The organism is Bacillus sp. MT94, assembly GCF_058792475.1.
This window is the reverse complement of record NZ_JBXAEZ010000001.1, coordinates 40,225-63,055: the sequence shown is the minus strand read 5'-3', so window position 1 is coordinate 63,055 and position 22,831 is coordinate 40,225. Positions and strand designations below refer to the sequence as shown.

General features: G+C 33.6%; 21 protein-coding genes and 1 pseudogene. 10 read left to right on the top strand and 12 right to left on the bottom strand.

Translation table 11 applies throughout. From position 1 onward, the window contains the following. Nucleotides 1-11: 11 nt before the first annotated feature. Both aspA and AC1Q51_RS00275 read right to left on the bottom strand, forming a co-directional pair. Nucleotides 12-1,451: an aspartate ammonia-lyase gene (aspA, locus tag AC1Q51_RS00280; protein WP_000224200.1), complete on the bottom strand. Its 1,440-nt coding sequence runs from the start codon at nt 1,449-1,451 to the stop codon at nt 12-14. 24 nt (nt 1,452-1,475) lie between these two features. Beyond that, nucleotides 1,476-2,747: a cation:dicarboxylate symporter family transporter gene (locus AC1Q51_RS00275; protein WP_000713291.1), complete on the bottom strand. Its 1,272-nt coding sequence runs from the start codon at nt 2,745-2,747 to the stop codon at nt 1,476-1,478. 376 nt (nt 2,748-3,123) lie between these two features. On the opposite strand from AC1Q51_RS00275, the gene pyrH reads away from it, so the two are divergent. Further along, a complete protein-coding gene (pyrH, locus tag AC1Q51_RS00270) occupies nt 3,124-3,867 on the top strand; it encodes a UMP kinase (RefSeq protein WP_001248061.1) in 744 nt (247 codons plus the stop codon). 53 nt (nt 3,868-3,920) lie between these two features. On the opposite strand, the gene cls is transcribed toward pyrH, so the two are convergent. From cls to AC1Q51_RS00240, 6 genes are all read right to left on the bottom strand, one after another. Then, entirely contained in the window at nt 3,921-5,132 is a 1,212-nt protein-coding gene (cls, locus tag AC1Q51_RS00265) for a cardiolipin synthase (protein ID WP_492331292.1), read from the bottom strand. 110 nt (nt 5,133-5,242) lie between these two features. Next, nucleotides 5,243-6,388, bottom strand: a complete 1,146-nt coding sequence (locus AC1Q51_RS00260) for an ABC transporter permease (protein WP_090976120.1) — start codon at nt 6,386-6,388, stop codon at nt 5,243-5,245. A gap of 1 nt (nt 6,389) precedes the next feature. Then, nucleotides 6,390-7,499: an ABC transporter permease gene (locus AC1Q51_RS00255; protein ID WP_001020153.1), complete on the bottom strand. Its 1,110-nt coding sequence runs from the start codon at nt 7,497-7,499 to the stop codon at nt 6,390-6,392. A 37-nt stretch (nt 7,500-7,536) separates the two neighbouring features. Beyond that, nucleotides 7,537-8,475 carry an ABC transporter ATP-binding protein gene (locus tag AC1Q51_RS00250; RefSeq protein WP_001093820.1) on the bottom strand — a complete coding sequence of 313 codons (939 nt, stop codon included), beginning with the start codon at nt 8,473-8,475 and terminating at the stop codon, nt 7,537-7,539. A 138-nt stretch (nt 8,476-8,613) separates the two neighbouring features. Then, nucleotides 8,614-9,714: a sensor histidine kinase gene (locus AC1Q51_RS00245; RefSeq protein ID WP_492331291.1), complete on the bottom strand. Its 1,101-nt coding sequence runs from the start codon at nt 9,712-9,714 to the stop codon at nt 8,614-8,616. Between the two features lie 4 nt (nt 9,715-9,718). Beyond that, nucleotides 9,719-10,357 carry a response regulator transcription factor gene (locus AC1Q51_RS00240; protein ID WP_000704780.1) on the bottom strand — a complete coding sequence of 213 codons (639 nt, stop codon included), beginning with the start codon at nt 10,355-10,357 and terminating at the stop codon, nt 9,719-9,721. Between the two features lie 284 nt (nt 10,358-10,641). On the opposite strand from AC1Q51_RS00240, the gene AC1Q51_RS00235 reads away from it, so the two are divergent. The 4 genes from AC1Q51_RS00235 to exsE are packed head-to-tail and all read left to right on the top strand — an operon-like array spanning nt 10,642 to nt 13,580. After that, nucleotides 10,642-11,124: an RNA polymerase sigma factor gene (locus AC1Q51_RS00235; RefSeq protein WP_232339738.1), complete on the top strand. Its 483-nt coding sequence runs from the start codon at nt 10,642-10,644 to the stop codon at nt 11,122-11,124. Beyond that, on the top strand, nt 11,121-11,564 hold the full coding sequence (locus AC1Q51_RS00230; protein WP_065228606.1) for a hypothetical protein: 444 nt from the start codon (nt 11,121-11,123) through the stop codon (nt 11,562-11,564). Before AC1Q51_RS00235 ends, AC1Q51_RS00230 begins: the two co-directional genes overlap by 4 nt. Beyond that, nucleotides 11,557-12,627 (top strand): hypothetical protein, encoded by a 1,071-nt coding sequence (locus tag AC1Q51_RS00225; protein ID WP_001039116.1) that lies wholly within the window; start codon nt 11,557-11,559, stop codon nt 12,625-12,627. The genes AC1Q51_RS00230 and AC1Q51_RS00225 overlap by 8 nt, the downstream gene beginning before the upstream one ends. Beyond that, nucleotides 12,624-13,580 carry an exosporium protein ExsE gene (gene exsE, locus AC1Q51_RS00220; RefSeq protein WP_090976116.1) on the top strand — a complete coding sequence of 319 codons (957 nt, stop codon included), beginning with the start codon at nt 12,624-12,626 and terminating at the stop codon, nt 13,578-13,580. Before AC1Q51_RS00225 ends, exsE begins: the two co-directional genes overlap by 4 nt. Before the next feature lie 30 nt (nt 13,581-13,610). On the opposite strand, the gene AC1Q51_RS00215 is transcribed toward exsE, so the two are convergent. After that, the gene (locus AC1Q51_RS00215) at nt 13,611-14,858 is read right to left on the bottom strand and encodes a DUF445 domain-containing protein (protein WP_016109732.1); all 1,248 of its coding nucleotides are present in this window, start codon (nt 14,856-14,858) and stop codon (nt 13,611-13,613) included. 154 nt (nt 14,859-15,012) lie between these two features. After that, entirely contained in the window at nt 15,013-16,344 is a 1,332-nt protein-coding gene (gene dsdA / locus AC1Q51_RS00210; RefSeq protein ID WP_090976114.1) for a D-serine ammonia-lyase, read from the bottom strand. A gap of 150 nt (nt 16,345-16,494) precedes the next feature. Between dsdA and AC1Q51_RS00205 the strand changes: the two genes are divergently transcribed. Together AC1Q51_RS00205 and AC1Q51_RS00200 are read left to right on the top strand one after the other, a co-directional pair. Next, nucleotides 16,495-17,040, top strand: a complete 546-nt coding sequence (locus AC1Q51_RS00205; RefSeq protein ID WP_000427637.1) for a helix-turn-helix domain-containing protein — start codon at nt 16,495-16,497, stop codon at nt 17,038-17,040. A gap of 84 nt (nt 17,041-17,124) precedes the next feature. Then, nucleotides 17,125-18,064, top strand: a pseudogene (locus AC1Q51_RS00200) (IS3 family transposase). A 63-nt stretch (nt 18,065-18,127) separates the two neighbouring features. On the opposite strand, the gene AC1Q51_RS00195 reads toward AC1Q51_RS00200, so the two are convergent. Together AC1Q51_RS00195 and AC1Q51_RS00190 are read right to left on the bottom strand one after the other, a co-directional pair. Then, on the bottom strand, nt 18,128-19,144 hold the full coding sequence (locus AC1Q51_RS00195; protein WP_090976112.1) for a hypothetical protein: 1,017 nt from the start codon (nt 19,142-19,144) through the stop codon (nt 18,128-18,130). Nucleotides 19,145-19,148: 4 nt separating this feature from the next. Next, a complete protein-coding gene (locus tag AC1Q51_RS00190; RefSeq protein WP_046945431.1) occupies nt 19,149-19,364 on the bottom strand; it encodes a hypothetical protein in 216 nt (71 codons plus the stop codon). 274 nt (nt 19,365-19,638) lie between these two features. Here AC1Q51_RS00190 and AC1Q51_RS00185 point away from each other — a divergent pair, with 274 nt between their 5' ends. The 3 genes from AC1Q51_RS00185 to AC1Q51_RS00175 all read left to right on the top strand — a co-directional run bounded on the left by AC1Q51_RS00185 (nt 19,639) and on the right by AC1Q51_RS00175 (nt 22,819). Then, the gene (locus tag AC1Q51_RS00185) at nt 19,639-20,217 is read left to right on the top strand and encodes a helix-turn-helix domain-containing protein (protein ID WP_492331290.1); all 579 of its coding nucleotides are present in this window, start codon (nt 19,639-19,641) and stop codon (nt 20,215-20,217) included. Nucleotides 20,218-20,276: 59 nt separating this feature from the next. Further along, nucleotides 20,277-21,047 (top strand): ATP-binding protein, encoded by a 771-nt coding sequence (locus AC1Q51_RS00180; protein ID WP_046945433.1) that lies wholly within the window; start codon nt 20,277-20,279, stop codon nt 21,045-21,047. Nucleotides 21,048-21,526: 479 nt separating this feature from the next. Beyond that, entirely contained in the window at nt 21,527-22,819 is a 1,293-nt protein-coding gene (locus AC1Q51_RS00175) for a DnaB-like helicase C-terminal domain-containing protein (protein WP_090976110.1), read from the top strand. Nucleotides 22,820-22,831: the final 12 nt, after the last annotated feature.

The following is a 22,831-nucleotide window of genomic DNA, read 5'->3' as shown; positions in this document are numbered from 1 at the left end:
CCCCTCTTCTTTTAATTTTTCTTTAAAAGAGTTGCTCCTGCAATCCCTGGGTGCGTCATTTCGAATGGATCTAGAATTAACTCTAAGTCTTCTTGTGACAGTACACCATTTTTCACACAAAGTTCTCGAACGGATTGCCCTGTCGCGATTGCTTCTTTCGCAACGCGAGCTGCAGCTTCATAACCGATATGAGGGTTCACGGCTGTAATAATTCCTACACTTTTCTCAACATACTCTTTTAAGCGATCTTCATTCGCTTCAATTCCTTTTAAGCAATTATCTGTAAAGGCACGGAAACCGTTATTCATAATGCTAATTGATTGCAGTAAGTTGAAAACAAGTACTGGTTCCATAACGTTTAATTCTAATTGTCCTGCTTCTGAAGCAAGGCAAATTGTATGGTCATTACCAATTACTTGGAACGCAATTTGGTTAATAACTTCTGGCATAACAGGGTTTACTTTCCCTGGCATAATAGATGAACCTGGCTGACGAGCTGGTAACATAATTTCTGCTAAACCAACACGTGGACCTGATGCCATTAAGCGAAGGTCATTCGCAATTTTAGACATATTCATCATACATACTTTAAGTGCTGCAGATACTTCTGTGTATGCATCTGTATTTTGCGTTGCATCTACTAAGTCTTCTGCACCAACTAGTGGTAGTTCACTAATTGCAGCTAAATGTTTTACAACTGCTTCAATATATTCTGGGTCTGCATTTAAGCCTGTACCAACTGCAGTTGCTCCCATGTTCACTTCATATAAGTGTTGACGTGATTGTTGAATTCGTTTCATATCACGTTCAAGTACGCGAGAGTATGCTTTAAACTCTTGTCCAAGACGAATTGGCACAGCATCTTGTAAATGTGTACGACCCATTTTAATCACATGATCGAACTGTTCTGCTTTTAATTCAAATACATCGTGCATATAACCCATCGTTTGTAATAAGCCTTCTAATGCATTTAACGTTGCGATATGAATCGCCGTTGGGAATGCATCATTTGTTGATTGCGCCATGTTTACATGACTATTTGGACTAATATAGTGATAGTCTCCCTTTTCCATTCCTAATAATTCAAGAGCACGATTGGCAATGACTTCATTTGCATTCATGTTCATTGAAGTACCTGCTCCGCCTTGAATTGGATCTACGATGAAATGATCATGCCATTTTCCATCAAGAATTTCTTGAGCAGCTTCTGCAATCACGCCACCCTTGTTCAATTCCAATCTTCCTACATCTGTATTCGCAAGTGCTGCTGCTTTTTTTACAATTGCGAACGCTCTAATTAAGCCTTCATGGATTTTGTATCCTGTAATTGGGAAATTTTCAACTGCACGCATTGTTTGTACGCCGTAGTATGCATAGTTTGGTACTTCTTTTTCACCTAAAAAATCTTTTTCAATTCGAACACCATTTTTAACTTCAGTTAATGTTGCCATGATTATTCACTCCTTAACGATTTCTTATGCTGCTTTTGTTTCTTTGACTGTTTCTACATATTGTTTTGCTTTCTCATTATCGAATTCGCCTTCCCACTTCGACATAACAATGGCCGCTAATGCATTTCCTAATACATTGACAGATGAGCGAATCATATCTAAAATGCGGTCAATTCCCGCAATTAACGCGATACCTTCTAGTGGTAGCCCCATTGAACCTAACGTTGCTAATACAACAACGAACGATGCACCTGGAACTCCCGCCATACCTTTGGATGTTAACATGAGAACGAATAATAACGTTATTTGCTCCGTTAGTGACATGTGCACACCGTACATTTGTGCAACAAACAATGCCGCTAACGCTTGATAAATAGCCGATCCAGTCAAGTTAAATGTATAACCTGTCGGAATTACGAAAGAGGCAACTGCCTTTGGACAACCGAACTCTTCCATTTTTCTCATTATATTAGGTAAAACAGCTTCTGAACTTGCTGTCGTAAACGAAAGAATCAGTTCTTCTTTTAAAATTTTTATTAATGTAAAAATGTTTACTCCAACCATTCGTGCATTAATACCTAATACAATCACAACGAATAGTATAACAGTTACGTATACAGCTAGCACTAGTTTTCCTAGCGGAAGTAATGTTGCTACACCAAATTTTGCAACTGTAACGGCAATTAATGCGAATACACCAAATGGTGCAAATTTCATAACTTGATTTGTAACCCAAAACATTGCTTCGAGTACGCCTTCAAAGAAGTTAAAAACAGGCTTTCCTTTTTCCCCAATTGCCGCAACTCCTAAGCCGAATAATACTGAGAAGAATATAATCGGTAATAGGTCACCTTGTGCAATCGATTCAAATACGTTTTTTGGTACAATGTGAACAATTGTCTCAGCAAAACCTTTCTTCTCCGTTGCATCTGCTGTTTGTTTATAAGAAGAAATATCACTTTGCTGTAAATTACTCATATCAACACCAGTACCTGGTTGGAATATATTCGCTGCAAGTAATCCCATTAAAATAGCAATCGTCGTAATAATTTCGAAATAAAGAATTGTCTTACCGCCCAGTTTCCCAAGCTTTTTCATATCTCCTACACCAGCTACCGCAACAATTAAGGCTGAAATAACAATTGGTACTACAATCATCTTAATTAAGTGAATAAATATATCCCCAATTGGTGTGATATAAGAAATCGCCGTTTTATTGCCATAAAAGACTGCCCCTACTACAATCCCTAAAACAAGCGCGACAAAAATTTGTGTTGCCAATCCGAATTTTTTCATTTATGTTCATCCCCTTCATGCGAACGCTTTCAATTTGAATTTATAAAAGCTACTCACACATCTTATAAGCGAACCTACAAAATCATACAAAAACCTACAAGTTCGTCACAAAAAATTCAAATATTTTTCTTCTTTTTTTCATTGACACCATTTTGTTAAAAAACGATAAAATAAACTTGATAAGTAATCAGATTGTTTCGTATAATCAAAAAGATATATACTTAAAACAAATCAAAATGAAAAGGAGTGGATGTTATGAAAAACTATACAAAGCAATTCGTCCTATCTTCTTCTTTTCTTTTTCATTTTCTTAAAAAGGAACAAAGGCATTCGCCTTTGTTCCTTTTTTATTGCGATCTATATAGGGGGAATTGTTATGAGACCATATAAACGTGTCTTAATTAAATTAAGCGGCGGTGCACTTGCCGATCAAACTGGAAATAGCTTTAACTCCAAACGATTAGAACATATCGCAAACGAAATTTTATCCATTGTTGATTTAGGTATCGAAGTATCCATCGTCATCGGTGGCGGTAACATTTTTAGGGGGCATCTAGCTGAAGAATGGGGAATCGATCGCGTGGAAGCTGATAATATCGGTACGTTAGGTACAATTATTAACAGCTTAATGCTTCGCGGTGTTTTAACAAGTAAAACAAATAGAGAAGTACGCGTTATGACTTCCATTCCATTTAATGCAGTAGCTGAACCATACATTCGCTTGCGTGCAGTCCACCATTTAGATAACGGCTATATCGTTATCTTTGGAGGCGGAAACGGCCAACCGTTCGTGACAACAGATTATCCAAGTGTACAAAGAGCCATCGAGATGAATAGTGATGCCATATTAGTCGCAAAACAAGGGGTAGATGGCGTCTTTACAAGTGATCCAAAGCATAATAAATCAGCAAAAATGTACAGCAAACTAAACTATAATGATGTCGTTAGACAAAATATACAAGTCATGGACCAAGCGGCATTACTGCTTGCCAGGGACTACAATTTACCAACGCATGTCTTTAACTTTGATGAGCCTGGGGTCATGAAGAAAATATGTTTAGGCGAACATGTGGGGACGTTGATCAATGATGATGTTACGATGCTGGTGCATGAAAAATAATGATTTCCCACCAAAAAGGGTGCCTTTTGTAGGCACCCTTTCCTAATCCATCATCACAAATAGAACTCAACCAATCCCGCTACTTTCTCCTTACAACGCTCCCAAAAAGATAACTTTTCAAAAAACTCTTTCGTCATTTCTTTCGAATCATGAAAATCCTCTGTTAATGCCTTATTAACTTGTCCTACAATAGGACCACCATAAATATAAAAATTCATTTCATCATTTATGTTGAAGCTACGCGAAGTAAAGTTTGTTGTACCAATAACGGTTAATTCATTATCAATAAGCATTAATTTACCATGGAACATTCCTTTTTTATACCCATATACAGTAATCCCATTATTAACAGCTTGACGTATGTATGGATACGCCGCTTCTTTTATAAGAGGTAGATCTGGTTTATATGACCAAAGTATTTTTACTGTAACACCACGCTTTTGTGCTGCGATTAAAGCATTCATAGATTCTTTATTTTTTGCTATAAAATACGGCGTTGCAATTACAATGGAGTGTTGAGCTTGTTTTATGAGCTCTATATATTTTTCAGCAACGTAATGCCCATTGTAACTAGTCATAGTATGTAATGTATTCCCTTTACTAGCTTTATTCGTACTCCTCTTTATCTCTTCTTTCGTATCTCGTTTCCAATCTAAAGCAAACTGCTCTTCTAAATCTTTTGCTCCTTCTCCTTTAAGCCGTACATGATAATCACGCCAATATCCAAATCGCTTATCTTTCCCTAAGTACTCATCTCCTATATTAAATCCGCCTGTATAGCCAATCTCCCCATCAATCGTCGTAATACGGCGATGATTACGATGGTGAAGTGAATAAAATCCGAATGGCAATGCAGGTTTTCTACTATATGTAAAATGCACACCACTTTCCCTCAATTCATTTATCATCTTTCTTTCAAATGATAAATCATTCATGCGATCAACTGATAAATAGACGTTTACTCCTTCTTTTGCCTTCTCTTTTAATAAGTTTAAAAAAGTATGACTACTTTTATCATCCGACAAAATGAAGAAATAAGTGTAGATGGAGCTTTTCGCTTTTTTAATATCTTCAAATAGCTGTTCATATAATGATTTCCCTTCTACATATAATTGAAAATCACTATAATGAGGCGTATACTCTGTCGGCATGTTTTTCCCAGCTTCCATTTTCCTACCTAAGGTAACATCGATATGCATCCATATTAAAATAAAAACGAAAATAGCAATAGCAATAGAAGTAACTCGCAATATTTTTTTAATCATTTTGATTTCCTTCCGATCATTTTCTTTCCACCTTTCTATTTTGTCATTCAAGTTTAGATTTCATGCTTCATACAAAAAAGGATGTGACTTAACGTCACATCCTTTTCACATTAAACAAAATTCCTCGCATCATTATTTCTTCCAAACTTATAAATCGCAATTAAGAAGAATGCAATCGCGAAAGCGAATAAAATTAAAATGTTTAAATACAACTCAGAGAATGGAATTCCTTGCTGTAGTTTCGATACTGTATCTAACAACCAGCGCTGTGGAAGAAAATTAGCTACTTTTTGTACTGCACTTGGCATAATATCATATGGGAAATAACATCCCGCAAGTAAGCATGTTGGTACAATGACCATGTTTTGCATCGCATTTGCCGATGCTGAGTTTTTCGAAAAAGCTACAAGAACTAATGATATTCCAATTGCGATTAATGCAAATAGCATTAGTACGCCCATCATCACTATAAAAGGCATATTGATATTCGTATGAAAAACATTCGTTAGGAATAGGATTGTAATCAAAATTTGTACTGTTAGTATTATCATATTTACCCCGACATTAGATAATATGAACTTCTTCCCATCTATCGGCGTTGATAATAGTCTAAAGTACGTTCTATTCTCTTTTTCTTTTAAAATATGGCCTGATAAGTTAGCTGCTGAAAACAGCATAAACATAATAAGGTAACCCATCGTTTGATTTGTCATATCTTTATTTTTCGAAGTATCTTCTAGCGTCTCAGTTTTCATTTTAAATGAACCTTTTTGATACCCTGCGTACATATTGTCGAATGTACTTTGATCTGTTCCTGCTACTTTACTAATAGCTGCTATATTATCAATATAATTATATAAATATGATTTTATAAATCCTGTTACTTGATCACCTTTAATCGATGAAATTTCAATATGCTCTGGTTTCCCTTCTCGAACACTTTTTGAAAAACCAGAATCCAATGTAATAACTCCATCAAGTTTTTTGGAAGTGAGTTTATCTTCTACTTCAGACTCCTTAACCTTACTCACATTCACATGATTTAATCCTTCTAAAAACTTTATCGTATCATTTGTTATCGGCTCATTTTCTTTATTTACAATCCCGATATTTAACGTTCCTTGCCCTGCATTTCCATATATCGAGAAGGAAATGAGCGTCCCTATTATCGGCAAGCTAATTATAATGAGTAAACTTTTTTTATTTTTCAAAAGCACAGATAACGTTTTTTGTATGAGCCATAAAATATCCTTCATACTATAGCCCCTCCCGTCTACGTAATGCAATAATTGCAATTAATAAAAAGAGTGCTGAAATTCCAAGGTTTAAAGAAATGACTGATAATGCTGCCCCTACATCATTTGCATAAATAATTTTCATAACAGCTGTATTTGCCCAAGTTAATGGTGATAAATTCGTAACGAAATTTTCTTCTATTACGAAATATGCACCTCCAAAAATAGAAGCTAATTGCACAACAACCATAATAATTGCCCTAGACGCTTCAGCTGTTTTCGTAATATATCCGATTCCTAAACCGAAGCTAATTGCTAGAAAGACTTGTGTTAATAAAATAAGAAATATGATTCCAAGATGGTCGCCCCAATTCGCTTGAAAAACAAATTTACTAAATAACATGACGAGTAATATGCACAGGGCATTTGCTACTAGGCTACCAAGTACTTTTCCAATGAATATTTCAGCTTTACTTATAGGTGCAGCAATGAGACGATCTCCTGTTTTACGTATTCGTTCTCCTCGAATTAAAGAACTCGCTCCCATCGCAGCATATAGTGCAATCATCGTTGTCATTACAACCGCATAGTAATCCATAGAACCTGGTTTTTTCGCAGCTTGTAAGGATGTTTCTTTTATATAATCATTATGATTTCCGTTTGAAATAACTGTGCTCACCTTAGTAGGATCTACTTTTGCAACTTCGACCGCTACATTGTACTTATCAACAAATGTTGTAAGCATTCCTTCCACAATACTCCCCTCAATACTACTTTTGTCACTTCCGTAAAATTTTGCACCATCTTTATTTAACTCTACATAAGCAGCATATTTATTTTTCTTCACTTCTTCTTTCCCATCTATACCTTCGGAAGCTTTTTTAAAATGAATACCTGATTTATCCACTTCTTTCGTAAATGCTTCAAATGATTGAGAAAACGTGCTACTCGCTTCATCTTTATATAGCACTTGTATATCTTTAATCGAATGACTATCACTATTAAATGCGTTGGTTAACGCTGTTCCTAACACAAGCATAAGCACAATCGGAAATGCTAACATAAAAACTAAAGTTCTTACGTCTCTGAAATCTCTTTTAATATGCATAATTGCAATATTGAAGATGTTCAATTGATGAACCTCCCTTTACCTTTTCTTCATTTACCTTTTATTTATCTCGTAAGTTTCTTCCGGTTAACGTAAGAAATACTGTTTCTAAGTTTGGAGCCTGCTCCTCTAACGAACGAATTTCAATGTCATGATTAATGAAATGCTGAATAATTTGATTTAAATTATTTAATCCTGCATCCGAGTTTACCTTGATTACGTTCTCTTCAATCTGAACAGCTTTCACACCGTTTATCTCTTTTAACTTTTCTACATCTAAATTTTCTACTGACTTCACTTCAATCCAAATATCTTTCGTATCTGTAATAATCGCTTTTAACTGTTCTTTCGTACCTTCTGCAATCACTTTACCGTGGTCGACAATTGCGATTTTCGTACAAATCTCTTCTACTTCTTCCATGTAGTGGCTCGTGTAAATAATAGTGCTTCCCATTTCATTTAACTTCCGGACAGACTGAAGAATATAGTTCCTTGACTGCGGATCAATTCCAACTGTCGGTTCATCCATAATAATTAACTTCGGTCTATGTGCAATTGCACAAGCAATATTTAATCTTCTTTTCATCCCACCAGAAAAGTTCTTCGGATAGCTTTTCTGTTTATCACTAAGTCCTACAAATTGAAGAGCTTCCTCTACCCTAGCTTTTAATTCAGCTCCTCGTAATCCGTACAATCCAGCAAAGAATTTCACATTTTCATAGGCAGTTAACTCTTCATAAATCGCAATATCTTGTGGAACAATACCGATATTCATCTTTGCAAATCGATTATGTTTCTTTATATTTTTTCCTAGTATGCTAATTTCACCTTCATTACTTCTTAACAAACCAGCAATCATATTTATCGTTGTACTCTTACCAGCACCATTTGATCCTAAAAAGCCAAATATTTCTCCTTCTTTAATAGATAAAGACATATTATCAACTGCGATGAAATCACCAAATTTTTTCGTTAAATTTTTAATTTCTAATGTATTCATCATTTTCACCCCTATTTTGGTTTCTCTGCTTTTAGTATAAACAAAAAGAATGAACCTGCTCAGTGCAGAAGTTCATTCTTTTCACATGAGAATATTCACTTTTTTCATATGAGATGGTTCATCCTCGTACCATTCTCTTTATATTGGCAACAACATCGTTACTGAAAAACCACTTTTCCCATCTACAATAATTTTTCCGTTTACAGACGCCGTTCGCTCCTCCATCCCCATAATACCGAGACCTTTTTTAATAAGAGCTACCCCTTTTCCGTTATCCTTCACTTGTACCTTTACCATCTTGTTAAGTACATGAATATCTATAGAAATGACTGTCGCATCAGCATATTTCATTGCATTTGTTAGTGCTTCTGTAACATTCTCACCGATAATTTTCCACTGAATGGGAGAAATCATATCTAAGTTCCCTTTGTATACAAAAGGAATATTCACATCATTCTTACCGGCAAATTCCTCTATGAATAATTTCATACGGTGAATGCCAATTTGCTCAGTTGGTGGCTTCATATTTTTTAATGTAATGCGAATACTTTCAATTCCATCTTTTGAAATGTGAATTGCATTTTGTAATAACTCCGCTGATTTTTCTTTATCTATCCCCATTAATCTCTTTGCTGCTTCCATTTGAATTAATGCACCCGTCATCGAGTGGCCAATTTTATCATGAATTTCTTGTGATAACCGATTTCTTTCTTCTAACTTAAACGTGTATTCTGATTGTCTTATGTACTCTTTATTTTCATGTAAGCTTTTCGTAAGTCGTTGCATATCTTTTCGCATCTTATCATTTTGCGATTCAAGCTTTACTACACGCGATATATATCGATCTGCAATAGTTAAAACGAGAAAAGAAAATGCGACAATTAATCCATAAGTCATTCGAATACTTTCATCTGCAATTGTAATTGGGAGCATCATAATGACAAAGCGTGGCCAATTCTTTTCTATGTAATAGAATGTAATTTCGTATAAATTCAAAGGTAAAAACAAAATAAAAAATGGATGAACCCTCCATGTAAATAACATAACTACGCCAATGGACATACAGATTAATATTTTTTTATACGTATCTTTTTTAAATATAGAAATCATTACGTTTACAGAGAGGTAAATAAGTAAAGTAAATATAACCCACGGTAAATTTGCTACATTTGCGTAAATATAACTAAACACAATATATAAAAAGACAATTAATTTACTTACAGTTAACCAAAATTCCATATCATTAATCTACTTTCCCTGTTAAGTAATAAATCGCAATTTGTGTGCGATGTTCAAGTCCAGTTTTCCCTAAAACTGACGTAATATAATTTGCAATTGTTCCCTCAGATATAAAAAGCTGTTTCGAAATTTCTTTATTTGAGAAACCTTTTGCAATTAATGCGATAATACTAAGCTCCCTTTCTGTGAAAAGACTCTTATCAATTTTACATTCTTCCTCTTTACTTTCCATTAAATTAGACTTAATTTTATCGAGGACAACATCTTGCATAACAGTTTGACCGTTATATACTCCTTTTATCGCATCACGAATCCGCTCCGGATCGTTATTTTTTAATAAATAACCTTTAGCTCCGTTTTTTACTGCATCCAAAATATATTCATCATCATCAAACGTCGTTAAAATAAGCGGTTTTGTTTTCGTCTCTTCACAAATGAATTTCGTCGCCTCTACCCCGTTCATATTTGGCATGCGAACATCTAATAGAGCGATATCAACGTCGTTCTTTTTGCAATACTCCACTGCTTCCTTCCCATCATTTACTGTATCTACTACTTCAAACTCTTCGTATGTATTTAAAATAATTTTCATGCCCTCTCTAATAAAAGAGTTATCATCTGCTATCAATATTGTAATTTTCATGTTTGTTAGTATGGACCTTCCTCCTACTAACATTCACATCCTTTCTACGTGTAACATTTCCCACTTGCTCATTATATACTTCTCTTTACCATTTTTTCACACCTTTTTTCATCTAGCTCTCCTACAAAAAATATATTATTCTTTTTTTATAAAATGTGTAGGGTGACTTATCATTCTTTACGTCTATATAATAGAATGCGTCAAAAAGGAGGGAGAGACCCATTGAGGAAAAACAATTAATTGAAAAAGCACAACAAGGAAGCGAACATGCTTTTCGTATCCTTGTGCAAACATATCGTCATTATATTTTCCAAGTTATCTTTTCTATTTTAAGACATGAAGAAGATGCGAAAGATGTTACACAAGAAGTATTCGTAAAAATTCACGCCTCTCTCCCTAATTATCAATTTCGCGGATTAAAAACGTGGATGGCGCGTATTGCCACCAATCACGCTATTGATTATAAGAGGAAGAAAGCTAGAGAAAACGAAGAACTCTCCTTATGTAAAGAAACTGAGGGAAATATAAAATCCTCTCATAATATTGAGGATTTATTATTGACGAAAGAGCAAAAATTACTCATCGCTCAAAAACTGAGAGAACTTCCGGAAAATTACCGTGACGTCGTTCTCGCACATTACTTAGAAGAAAAAAGCTATCAAGAAATTGCTTTACAGGAAAACATCGAAGTGAAAACAGTTGAAATGAAACTGTATCGGGCACGAAAATGGATTAAAAAACATTGGAAGGAGGAAGAGTTTCTATGATGCATTATTCAAAAGAAGATTGGCGCAATTATACATTAGATTTTATAGAAAGCAATGAACGTGAATCTATGGAAGAACATCTTTACGAATGTGATCATTGTTTAACACTTTATATGGAAAGTATTGATGAACAACATGAAAACCTTCCAATGATAAATGATGATTCATTTACGAACGAAGTTATGACGCAAATTAATTTTGAAACGCTACAACCTAATGAAAATATAAAAACAAACTCACTAAAACGCACAATTATTCACTACATAATTGCGACTGCGGCTACAATTATTTTTATGGTAAGTGGTTTATTCCAATATATTTTTACAGCGACATCAAATTTCGAGAAATCTTCAAAACATAACGAGTCTTCTATCTCACAACAAATTGTAAACAAATCGGTAGATACATCAAAAAAGGACGGAGGTTTAAAGCATGAATAAAAACCCCTTTTTAGCACTTGTATTAGGGCTAATTCCTGGGCTTGGACATTTATACTTAAAAAAGCTAGGACGGTTTATTTTATATAGCGGAGGATCTTTATTTCTATTCTCCTTTGCAGTATTCTGTACCATAGTAGTAAGAGAACGTGATATTGCTTTTCTTTCTCTATTTTTACTAGCTGTTCTATGGGTAATTAACTTACTAGATTTAGTTATCACCATTATAAAACAAACGAAAAAACAAGAAGCTGGAGAATTGATAAATTCCTCTAAAGAGAGCGAACGATTTTATATCATTCTCCTATCTATCATCCCTGGACTTGGCCATTTCCAATTAGGACTTATGCAACGTGGTCTTACGTTTTTAGTAGCTTGCACAGGAATCGGAAGTATGATTATTTTCGTTGCACTTTTAACATCGCAAGAAAGTTTTCTTATCTTCCTTATTACATTACCTGTTTTATGGATTTACAATTTCTTCGATGTTGTTCAGCAACTCCAGAAAAAAGAACGTGGCGAGCAACTAGATGATCGTACTATTTTCGAAGAGTTTGAAGAACATCGAGAGCAAGGAAAGAAAAGTAAAACATTTGCTTCTATTTTAGCGATGTTCCCTGGAGCAGGTCATATGTATTTAGGTTTACAACGCCGTGGTCTTCAGCTTATGGCAGCCTTTTTACTATCTATTTATTTACTCGACTTATTAAGACTTTCTGCGTTTTTATTTTTAGTACCAATCATTTGGTTCTATAGCTTTTTTGATGCGTTACAGCAAACAGCAAAATACGGAAAAGAACGAGTACAAGACGAACCCATTATCGATTATTTTATAAATCATCAAAGATGGATCGGTATCGGATTAATTACACTCGGTGGTTATTATTTATTAAATCAAACAGTCCTTCCTATTTTGAATGATTATTTTGTAACTATATTTAATATTCATCTTAGTGAACTATATTATCGCTATTTCCAAACATCTATCGTTGCGCTCCTTTTAATTGGTGGCGGCTTTAAATTGTTACTTGGAAATAAAGAAAACAAAGGTGGGACAAGCGAATGAGGACTTGGCGTGTTGGAACATTCTCAATGGGGCTTTCTATTATATCGTTAGGATGCTTTTTACTATTTTCAGTCATAAAAGGAATTCAAGTATTAGATACACTAACTGCATGGTGGCCAGTTTTACTTATCATACTTGGAGCTGAAGTTTTACTATACCTTCTATTTTCTAAGAAGGAACAATCATTTATTAAATATGATATTTTTAGTATTTTCTTTATCGGTGTTTTAGGAAGCGTCGGAATTGCTTTTTACTGTTTATTATCAACTGGATTACTAGAAGAAGTTCGTCACTCTATTAACACAACGAGGCAAACGAGTAATATTCCAGACGGACAATTTGATATACCTGAATCTATCAAAAAAATCGTAGTAGATGCAGGACATCAGCCTCTAACGATAGAGGGAAATAATACAAATCAAATTCATCTTTTGGGAACTTATGAAATGACAACGAAAGCAAATGAAAAACTCAATTTAAAACGAGATGATTTCCTTTCAGTTCAAACGGCTGGAGAAACGATGTATATCACTTTAAAATCTTTACCTGTTCAGCATACATTATTTAATTCAGCACCACAGGTGAAACCAACGCTTGTTCTTCCGCAAAATAAAAATGTGGAAATCCGTGCTTCAAATAACGAACTATCTCTTTATCCAGGTCAATTACAAAATAATTGGTTTGTACAGGAAAGCTCAAGAGTGTCTGTCCATCTTGCAAAAGAAAGTGATGTATCTTTAACAGCAGTAACGAATCAAAAAGAAACCCATGGAAGTACACCTTGGGAACAAGTAGAAGATTTAACGAAAAACGAAAATACTTCTTCAGAAGAACATCCAGAATTAAACAACCAAGAACATTGGTATAAAAATTCGATTAAAACTGGAAATGGGACGTACAAGTTAAATATTGAGAAAGCTTATAATTTGAATATGAGTGTTCTCGAAAAATAAAAAACCTTCCGCAATTGCGGAAGGTTTTTCTCATATAATCGCTTTAATTCCTTCTAACACTAATCCAATCATAAATCCGCAAACCGCCCCGTTCACTCGGATCCACTGTAAATCTTTACCGACGTTATTTTCAATCATTTCGATTAACGTCTTATCATCTAACTTATCAAGGTTTTCTTGTACAAGCTTACCAATTTTCGAATGGTTCTTCTCAACAAGACTTACAACTTGTTTTTGTAACCAATCTTCTATTTTTTGAACTGTCTGTTCATCTTCTTTTATTTTATTCATTTGTTTTTGTAAAAATGGAATAACATATTTATCAGCAAATTCTTCATTATTTACAAAAGCAACTGCTCTTTGTTGTACTTGCTCCAGCATCTCTTTTATTTTGTCAGTAGCATCCCAATTGGCAATCCATTTTTCTTTCCAATTTTCTAATTCTTGTAGTAACGCTTCATTTTCTTTTACATTTATAATTTCTTGACGAATTTTCGATAAAATAAGTTGTCTCGTACTATTATCTGCATCTTGTAAGCTGTTAATATTGCTAATAATAAATTTCTGCAAAATGCCGCCAATTTTATCTTCATCTACAATATTCATAAACGATTTCAATGTAAACTGTAAAAATCCATCTACTTTTATATTTTCCATCGCCTTCATACCTAAGCTTCCGAGCTGGTATCGAGCTTCATCTTGCGCTGTCCATTCTTTCACTTTTACTAGTATGTAATCAAGTGTCTTTTCATCATATTCTTGCACTACTAATTGATCAACAAGCACTTGTAAAATGTTACTTGTATTAATTGTATGTAAATACGTCTTTAATTCTTTTTCAATAATAACCGCTAATTTTTCCGTATCGATTGAAACAATCGCTTTCTCAGCAATCGTTACAATGCCTTTTTTCACAGCATCAGACTGCATTTCTCTCTCAGCAATTTGCAGTACCATTTGTGCTAACTGCATCTCTTTTACTTTATTCGTAATACTTTCTTTCGTCAGCCATTCATTTTCTAACGTATTGATGAGCCCTTTCGTTACCCGTTTACGGTTTTTAGGTAACAAAGCTGTATGCGGAATTGGTATTCCCATCGGATGACGGAATAAAGCAGTAACCGCGAACCAATCTGCAAGCCCGCCAACCAATCCAGCTTCAAATCCCCCTTGTATAATCTCTCCTGCTACCGTTCCTTGAAAAGGGATAGAAGCCGCAAAGCCGACACCCATAACCCCAAGCGAAATACCCGCTATATATTTAGTCTGTAATGACATCGTATACACATCCTCTTATTATGTAAAATAAAGCTTTTTTGTTGTATTTATTCAATATTAGTTATCCTTTATATATACTATAAAGAACTATTGTGAAAATAACAAAGATTTTTATGTACATGAAAAAATGAGGCTACAACTAGCCTCATTTTTCTTATATCGTTAATTCCAAACCTTTCCTATAGTATTCATTCATTACATCTTTAGGAACCATACTTCCACCCGTTCCCCACACAATATGAGTACCTTTTTTCAACTTCTCTGTTAACTGTTGCTTTTGTAAATACTCATCTTCTTTACATACTTTCACTGGCCCAATCATACCTGCTAGTGCAGAAGGCTCTAAATAAATATTCTCCGTGTCAGCTAGTTCTTTTAACAATCTATATAACTCTTCATCGCTTACTGTGTAATTCCCACTCAAAAATGGTTCCATCGTTTTACCGACAAATCCAGACGGTCTTCCTACCGCTAGTCCGTCCGCGTCTGTTACATTATCAATCCCGATATCTTGAACAGCAATTTTATCATGAAGTCCTGTAATTAAACCGAGTAACATGCATGGAGAGTGCGTAGGCTCCGCAAAGAAGCAGTGCACGTTGTCTTTATACAATAACTTTAAACCAAATGCGACGCCGCCAGGTCCGCCTCCTACTCCGCACGGAAGGTAAACGAATAAAGGATGCTCTTCATTTACTACAATCTCTAACTCTTCTAATTGCTTTTGTAATCGCGATGCTGCTACTGCGTATCCTAAAAATAAATCATGGGAATTTTCATCATCTACAAAATAACAGCTAGGATCGGCATCTGCTTGCTGACGCCCCTCTTCTACTGCTTTACTATAATCAGCTTCATACTCAATAACGTTTACACCTTTACTTCTTAATAAATCTTTTTTCCATTGTTTCGCATCTGCTGACATATGAACCGTTACGTTAAAACCTAGTTTCGCACTCATAATCCCAATGCTTAGCCCTAAATTTCCTGTTGAACCGACCGCAATTGAATATTTGGCAAAAAACTCTCTACATGTATCACTATCTAAAATGGAATAATCATCTTCTTCTGTTAACATACCATGCTGCAATGCTAGTTGTTCAGCATGTTTCAACACTTCATAAATGCCGCCCCTAGCTTTAATTGATCCTGATATCGGAAGATGACTATCACATTTTAATAATAATTCTCCTAAAATAGGTTGCTTGTAATTTGTCTCTAAAGCTTCTTTCATAGAAGGTATTTTCACTAAAGATGATTCGATTATGCCGTTCGTCCCTTTCGTTTCAGGAAAAACTTTCGCAATATATGGTGCAAAACGCTTTAATCTCTCTTCCGCATCTTTTACATTCTCTTCATTCAATGGTGTATCTTTTATTGCTGTTGCATACTTTTCTATGTTTGGATTTATCCAAAATACTTCTTCTGTTGCAATAAGTTTATTCACTAATGGGTATTCTGCTTGTAATGCCCCTATTTCTTTCATTTTGTTTCCTCCTTATATCCTTGTAGCTCACCATATAATAAATTATAATTAAATTAATTTTAATATAGTTTAACACAAATCGTTAACTTTAGTTAATTTTAATTTAATTTATTTAAATATAATTTAATAACCATTAAGGAGATTTTCATTATGGAAAATATAGATATTGGTAAAAAAATTGAAAAACAAAGAAAAGAAAAAGGTTTAACTAGTAAAGAACTAGCAAAGATGGCCGATATTACACCATCTATGTTAAGTCAAATTGAGCGTGGGTCCGCTAACCCTTCTATTCAAACATTAAAAGTGCTTGCTAAAGCTCTTGATGTGCCAACATTTAGCTTTTTACTTGAAGATACAAATACAGACGATTTAATTGTACGTTCCCATAAACGAAAGAAAATGATTATCGATAATTTATCATATGAAATGCTTTCACCTGATTTCACTGGAAATTTAGCAACAGCAATTATGACCGTCCCGCCTAATACAGCTTCATCAGAAAATGTGCTAGAACATAAAGGAGAAGAATTAGCATTTGTCTTAGATGGGAAAATCACATTATATTTAAACGAGGAAGAATACGTATTAGAAACTGGCGACAGTGTAAAGATACCTGCTTATTTGAAACATAAATGGGTGAATCATTTTGAGAAAAATGCGATAGTCTTATTTTCTGTTACTCCGCCGATTTTTTAATGTATAAATAAAAACAGGTTACTTCTTATGAACTACACCTCCAATTGTTAGACACAGTCTAACAATTGGAGGTGTAGTTTTTTTATAACTAAATTTACTTCAGAAAACAAAATGAATGCAGCAATACATTATCAAGATGGAAGTGAGAGTATAAAAGATATTGCGAAATCATTGAGAGCGAATCACGACGTGGTTCGAATATGTATAAAACAATTTGAATATCATGGAATCCGAGCATTTGAAAAAGGCTATACAACGTATTTTGTACAGTATAAACTAGGCTTACCAAATTATATGTTCGAAAATGGGACGTCTCCAAACGAAACGGCAGTTATTTTTAATATTTCTTCATCTGGACTTATTAGAAAATGGCGTATTCAGCTACGTCAAAAAGGAGTAGACGCCCTTAAATCTAAGAAAAAGGGGCGTCAGTCTATGACTAAGGACAATCAAAAATCAATTAAGAAAGAAACAAACACAAACAGAAGAGTCAGTAGAAGCATTACAAGCTGAATTGGAGCGTTTGCGTATGGAGAATGCTTATTTAAAAAAGTTCAACGAATTGTGAAAAAGTTAGGTTTAAAGAGCCTAGTTCGTATGAAAAAATATCGCTCTTATAAAGGGAAAGTAGGTAAGATTACGCCAAATATTTTAGAACGTAACTTTAAGGCTAAAAAGCCAAACGAAAAATGAGTTACAGACATAACAGAATTTAAATTATGCGGCGAGAAGCTCTACTTATCACCGATGCTAGATCTATTTAATTGAGAGATAATCGCTTATACAATTGATTCAAGACCAACCTATTCACTTGTATCAAAGATGTTACGATAATGCGATTATTGAAAGTTTCTTTGGTATTATGAAATCTGAATTTCTTTATCTAAAAGATTTTGAAAGCATAGAACATTTTAAATAAGAATTTGAAAAATATATCGATTATTATAATCACAAACGAATTAAGGCAAAATTAAAAGGCATGAGCCCGGTACAATATCGAACTCATGCCCTAAAAGCTGCCTAATGAAACGACTTGTCAAACTTTCTGGGGTCAGTTCAACTTTTAACGAACCCATACCACTAGTACTCAAAAATTCTTTTCTCTTAACTTTGATATCCCCTTATTTACCGGACATTTTACTTTCACTTCCCAGTGTCCATGTACTGTAACTCTCACCTGAGGATTAAACATTTTGATTTCATCTACACTAAAGATAATGCTTTTCTCCTCAAAATTTTTTTCCTTAGTGTTTACTTTCCCTATGACTTCATTCTGCCAAAACACTTCTAATGAAGCCTCACTTTTAGGATCTCCCAAGTATTTATATACAACTTCAACTTCCCCTGTACGTTCAATTAGTTGAAAAAAACACTTTTTCATATCTATGGGACTATTAAGAACAATATTAGTCCCACAGGTATACGGCTTAAATATTGAGCCATCAAGTTCTGTAAGACAATTGACTTTATGATACCAATTTCCTATATAATCATTCTTAATGACTATTTTATTTGGGTTATACCTGGGATCATAATAAAATATTATATCATGTGGACTATTAAAAACTACTCCATGCACGCGTGTATGAGTTTGTCCTATTGGTGTAGTAAGATCGTTAATCCAAAACACTTTAAATACAGAATCTACCCGCCTGCTTTGGTAGGTATTGATAATGATATAACCTGATTTATTTAAAGGTAATTCATGATAAATTTCTGGAACCGACGTATATAATCTTTCACCACATCCATAGGGTTTTGCAACAGTTCCATCTCCGTCATCAATAATGAATATACCCCCTTCTACCTCTAAATCCATTAAATCTGTCTCCATTGCACAAAAAAATGCACCATCTTCAAAAAAGAACATTACATGATAGAGTTTTTCTACTTCATAATGCCCTGTAAATCCTTTTACAAACTCTCCATCATATTTCAATTCCTTAGTAGGTGGATATATTATACCTTTTAGACCCTTATATGCCCCTTCTTTAACCAATGCTATTTTCCCAATATTAGGATCTCGGGGATCTAATTTTGGTCTAGGAGCATTAATAGTACTAATACTATTACGCGTATTTTCACTTATAACAAAATCAGACAATCTTTTATCCTCCCACAACATGTAGTTCTATTGATTCATCATTTAATACAGTACGGTCCACAGCAATAACCATCCCCTCACCAACTTCAATCATAATGGATTTTTCAGTGATGTCTTTTAAACCACCAATATATGCATTTTCTTTACATGTAAGCATAATAGCTTTTCCAATTTGATCTCCTAATTCACAAATCGGATGAGATTTCCAATTACTCTTCATATCATCACCTCTAAACTATTCAAGTTGTAATACCCGCTTTATAATCGCTCTTTATAATCAAACCCAAACTACGCAAGAATATAAACAATTAAAGCTTTCCATTATTAAAAAACTACGTGTTTATTGGATTTTATTTAATAGTATTATAGGTAAATTGGATTATTTTTTATCTGAATGTAGAATTATTTTTTATTTCCTTAAAATTCCCCCTCAACTTTTTCAGCATATAAAACGATACTTATAATAGAAAGAGGTGTTTTAATTGTATAAAACGATGCCAAATTCAAAAGAAAGAGAATTTATATACAATAGCTCATACAACAAAGGGCATATAAGCACTCCTAGCATGGTAGCTCACTGTATTGGCCTAAGTACTCACGCAAAATTGGTGTATTCTAACATTTTGAATTACATTTATAAAAAAGGAGAATTTGCATTCCCAAGTATTTATAGATTATCTATATCTTGTTCCTGCTCAATAAATACAATTATTCGTTATATTAATGAATTAGTTGAAAAAGGATTTATAAAAAAAGAGGTCCCAGGTCGCGGAAAAAGTAATCGATACTACATAATAGAATGTGATAAGATTCCACTCCTAAAAGTATCAGAAATGATATGGGAAATAATGGATACACTTGCAAAAAAATATGGTTGGAAGGATATTATGAAATGCAAGAATTCAATATTGTCTTTTCTTAATCAAAATAAATATTCATTACATCATATGGAGATTCAGCAAAATACAATAAATCACTTAAATGCTTTATTCCTTCATGTTTTAGAGAAAAAAGAATTAAATATTGAATTATTGACTAGTAATTTTATATTTAAAAATCAATCTATTATATAACAGTTTTGAAAGTACAAAATCATATAAATAATTTATAAGCATAATGGGTGGTGTGAATATTGAATGAACCTTATGTTACTTGTGCACAATGTGTCGTTAGAGATTGGTGCCAACGTAGAAATGGTACTACTCCCCTGCCACAGGATTATACGATAAATCCTGAGTGTGGCGGTTATATCTTACTTAATCAAGCTATAAAGCTTTCTCAGATTCCTTTAGAATATCAAAATGCAAATAAAAGAAATTTTATAATAGACACGGATAACAAAATGTACAAAGATTACATTATAGATACTTTTAATTCAATAGAGGAAATTGTTAAGAATGGAAATAATCTCGCTTTTATACATCCACAAAAAGGAACTGGTAAATCATATACTGCTATAGCCTTTGCAATGGAATATATATTTAAATCAGTAATGAATCCTTCTTTATTTAATTTTGAGTCTCCGCTTGTACTCTATATTAAGTATGGTTCATGGGCAAATGATCTACGGCAAATTTATCAATTAAATGATGAAGATTTCACACAAAAAGTTTTACAACAAGTAAAACTCATGAAGACGGTTCCCCTACTAATACTTGATGATATAGGAAATGGAAGATTTACAAATTATATTAAGGATTTTACTTATGATGTGATTGATTTTCGTAAAGAAAACAAAAAATCAACATTTTTCACTTCTAATCTTACACTCCAACTATTAGAACAAGAGAATTGTCTTGGGGATATTATTACATCTCGTATGCTATTTAATACTGTTGTATATCAATTAGGAGGTCGTGATAGAAGACAAGAAAAAAGTTATATTCTGAAGCCAATTATATAAAGATCTCGTCATGTAACGGGTTCTTTCTAGAATCCATTTAACAATAATATGATAAATATGTAAAAATAGTATTACAATTAATATATTTCCATAGTATACTAATTTACATGATTAAATTTTCAGCTTATGAATTGAGTAGAAATGCATTAAATCCTTATATATAAATACCCGTAAAACAAAAGAAGTTAATCAGAACTTAATAAAGCATCAATATCTGTTTTGGATAGTAAGATGCTTTATTCCATTAGGGATCTGATTTAATCTTCTATTCTTTTACGCCCCAAAAACGAACATAAGTTCTTTTATTTTTCGATAAAAATAGAACATACGTTTTATTTCAAATCACAAAAGAACATACGTTTTATTTTTTCGCCCTAAAAACGAACATAAGTTCCGTGTTTTGTTATTAAAAAAATCGCAACTATTTCCATTATCACATCGATTATTATGTCGAGATTAGATGAAAAGGAGTCTATATTATGCCATCCATTGAAGAATTACAACTATTAAACCATATATTAGAAAACAAAGATTGGTCTTCAGTTGATAAAAATGGTCTTGATGAAGAACACTTTCCTATACATAAAGATATTTTTAATTACATTAAAAATTTTAAAAAATCACAAAAACAACTTCCAACAATAGAAACCGTAATGAATATATTTGAAGAATTTGAAATGGTCGAATTAGAAAAAACAGAATTTGTAGTAGATGCTCTTAAAGAAGATTGGTTACATAGAAAATTCAAGCCCTTTCTTCAAAAAGCAGCAAACCTTGTCGCTGAAAAGAAAACTGTAGAAGCTATTTTAGATATTAAATTAAATGCCACGAATATGTTAAAACTTGCGAATATTGACAACAAAGGATACTCATATACTGGAATGGCGGATACACGTAAGAGTAAATACTTATCAATTCATGGTAGAGATGAAAATGAAATTTTAGGAGCGACTACAGGCTTTAAAACATTAGATTTAGTGACTAATGGATTAGTAAGTGATGGGCAAGAAACTGATTATTTTCTTGTTTTCGCACCATCTAACATGGGAAAAACATTAATATCCTCATTTATGTTAATGTCCGCTTGGAATAGTAATATCGAGTGGGATTTCCCTGCATACTTTGCTTTAGAACAACGTGCCGAAGAAATTGCCCGAAATTGGGATCATGTCCTGGCTGGTGTATCAAATTTAGGCATACAACGTGGTACTATGTCAGCTGAACAAAAAGACCGTTATATCTTCTTTTTAGATCAACTAAAGAAAAAGCAAAAAGATATGGTCATCTATGATATTCAAAAAAATGGTGGTCGCCCCTATACAGTTACTGAAATACAACGCATCCTTGAGTCTGAAGGACATACTCGCTTTGTTTTAGATCAATTATCCAAAGTACGTTTAAATAGCTCCAATAATAATTTTGGGGATTTAAGACAAAGATTATTTGATATATCAGCAGCAGTACGTGAAATGATTTTAGGAACAGGAATTCCAGGTTATGTAGTAGCACAAGCTAACAGAGAGTCCGCTAAAAGAATAAAAAAAAGTCTAAATGATAGCACGATGACTGGTGAAGATATCGGGGAAACTTATGCAATTTTCCAAGATGCTAGCAAAGGTATATCTATTATCAAAATAAATGAAACTACCTTTAAAGTACAGGTTATAAAAAATCGTGGCAATGCTAGTGGTCAAAGTTTCATTGTGCGATATAACTTTGATACCGGACTGATTAGTACCATAAACAATCAGTATGAAAAACAGTTCTTCTAGTCTTAATAATGG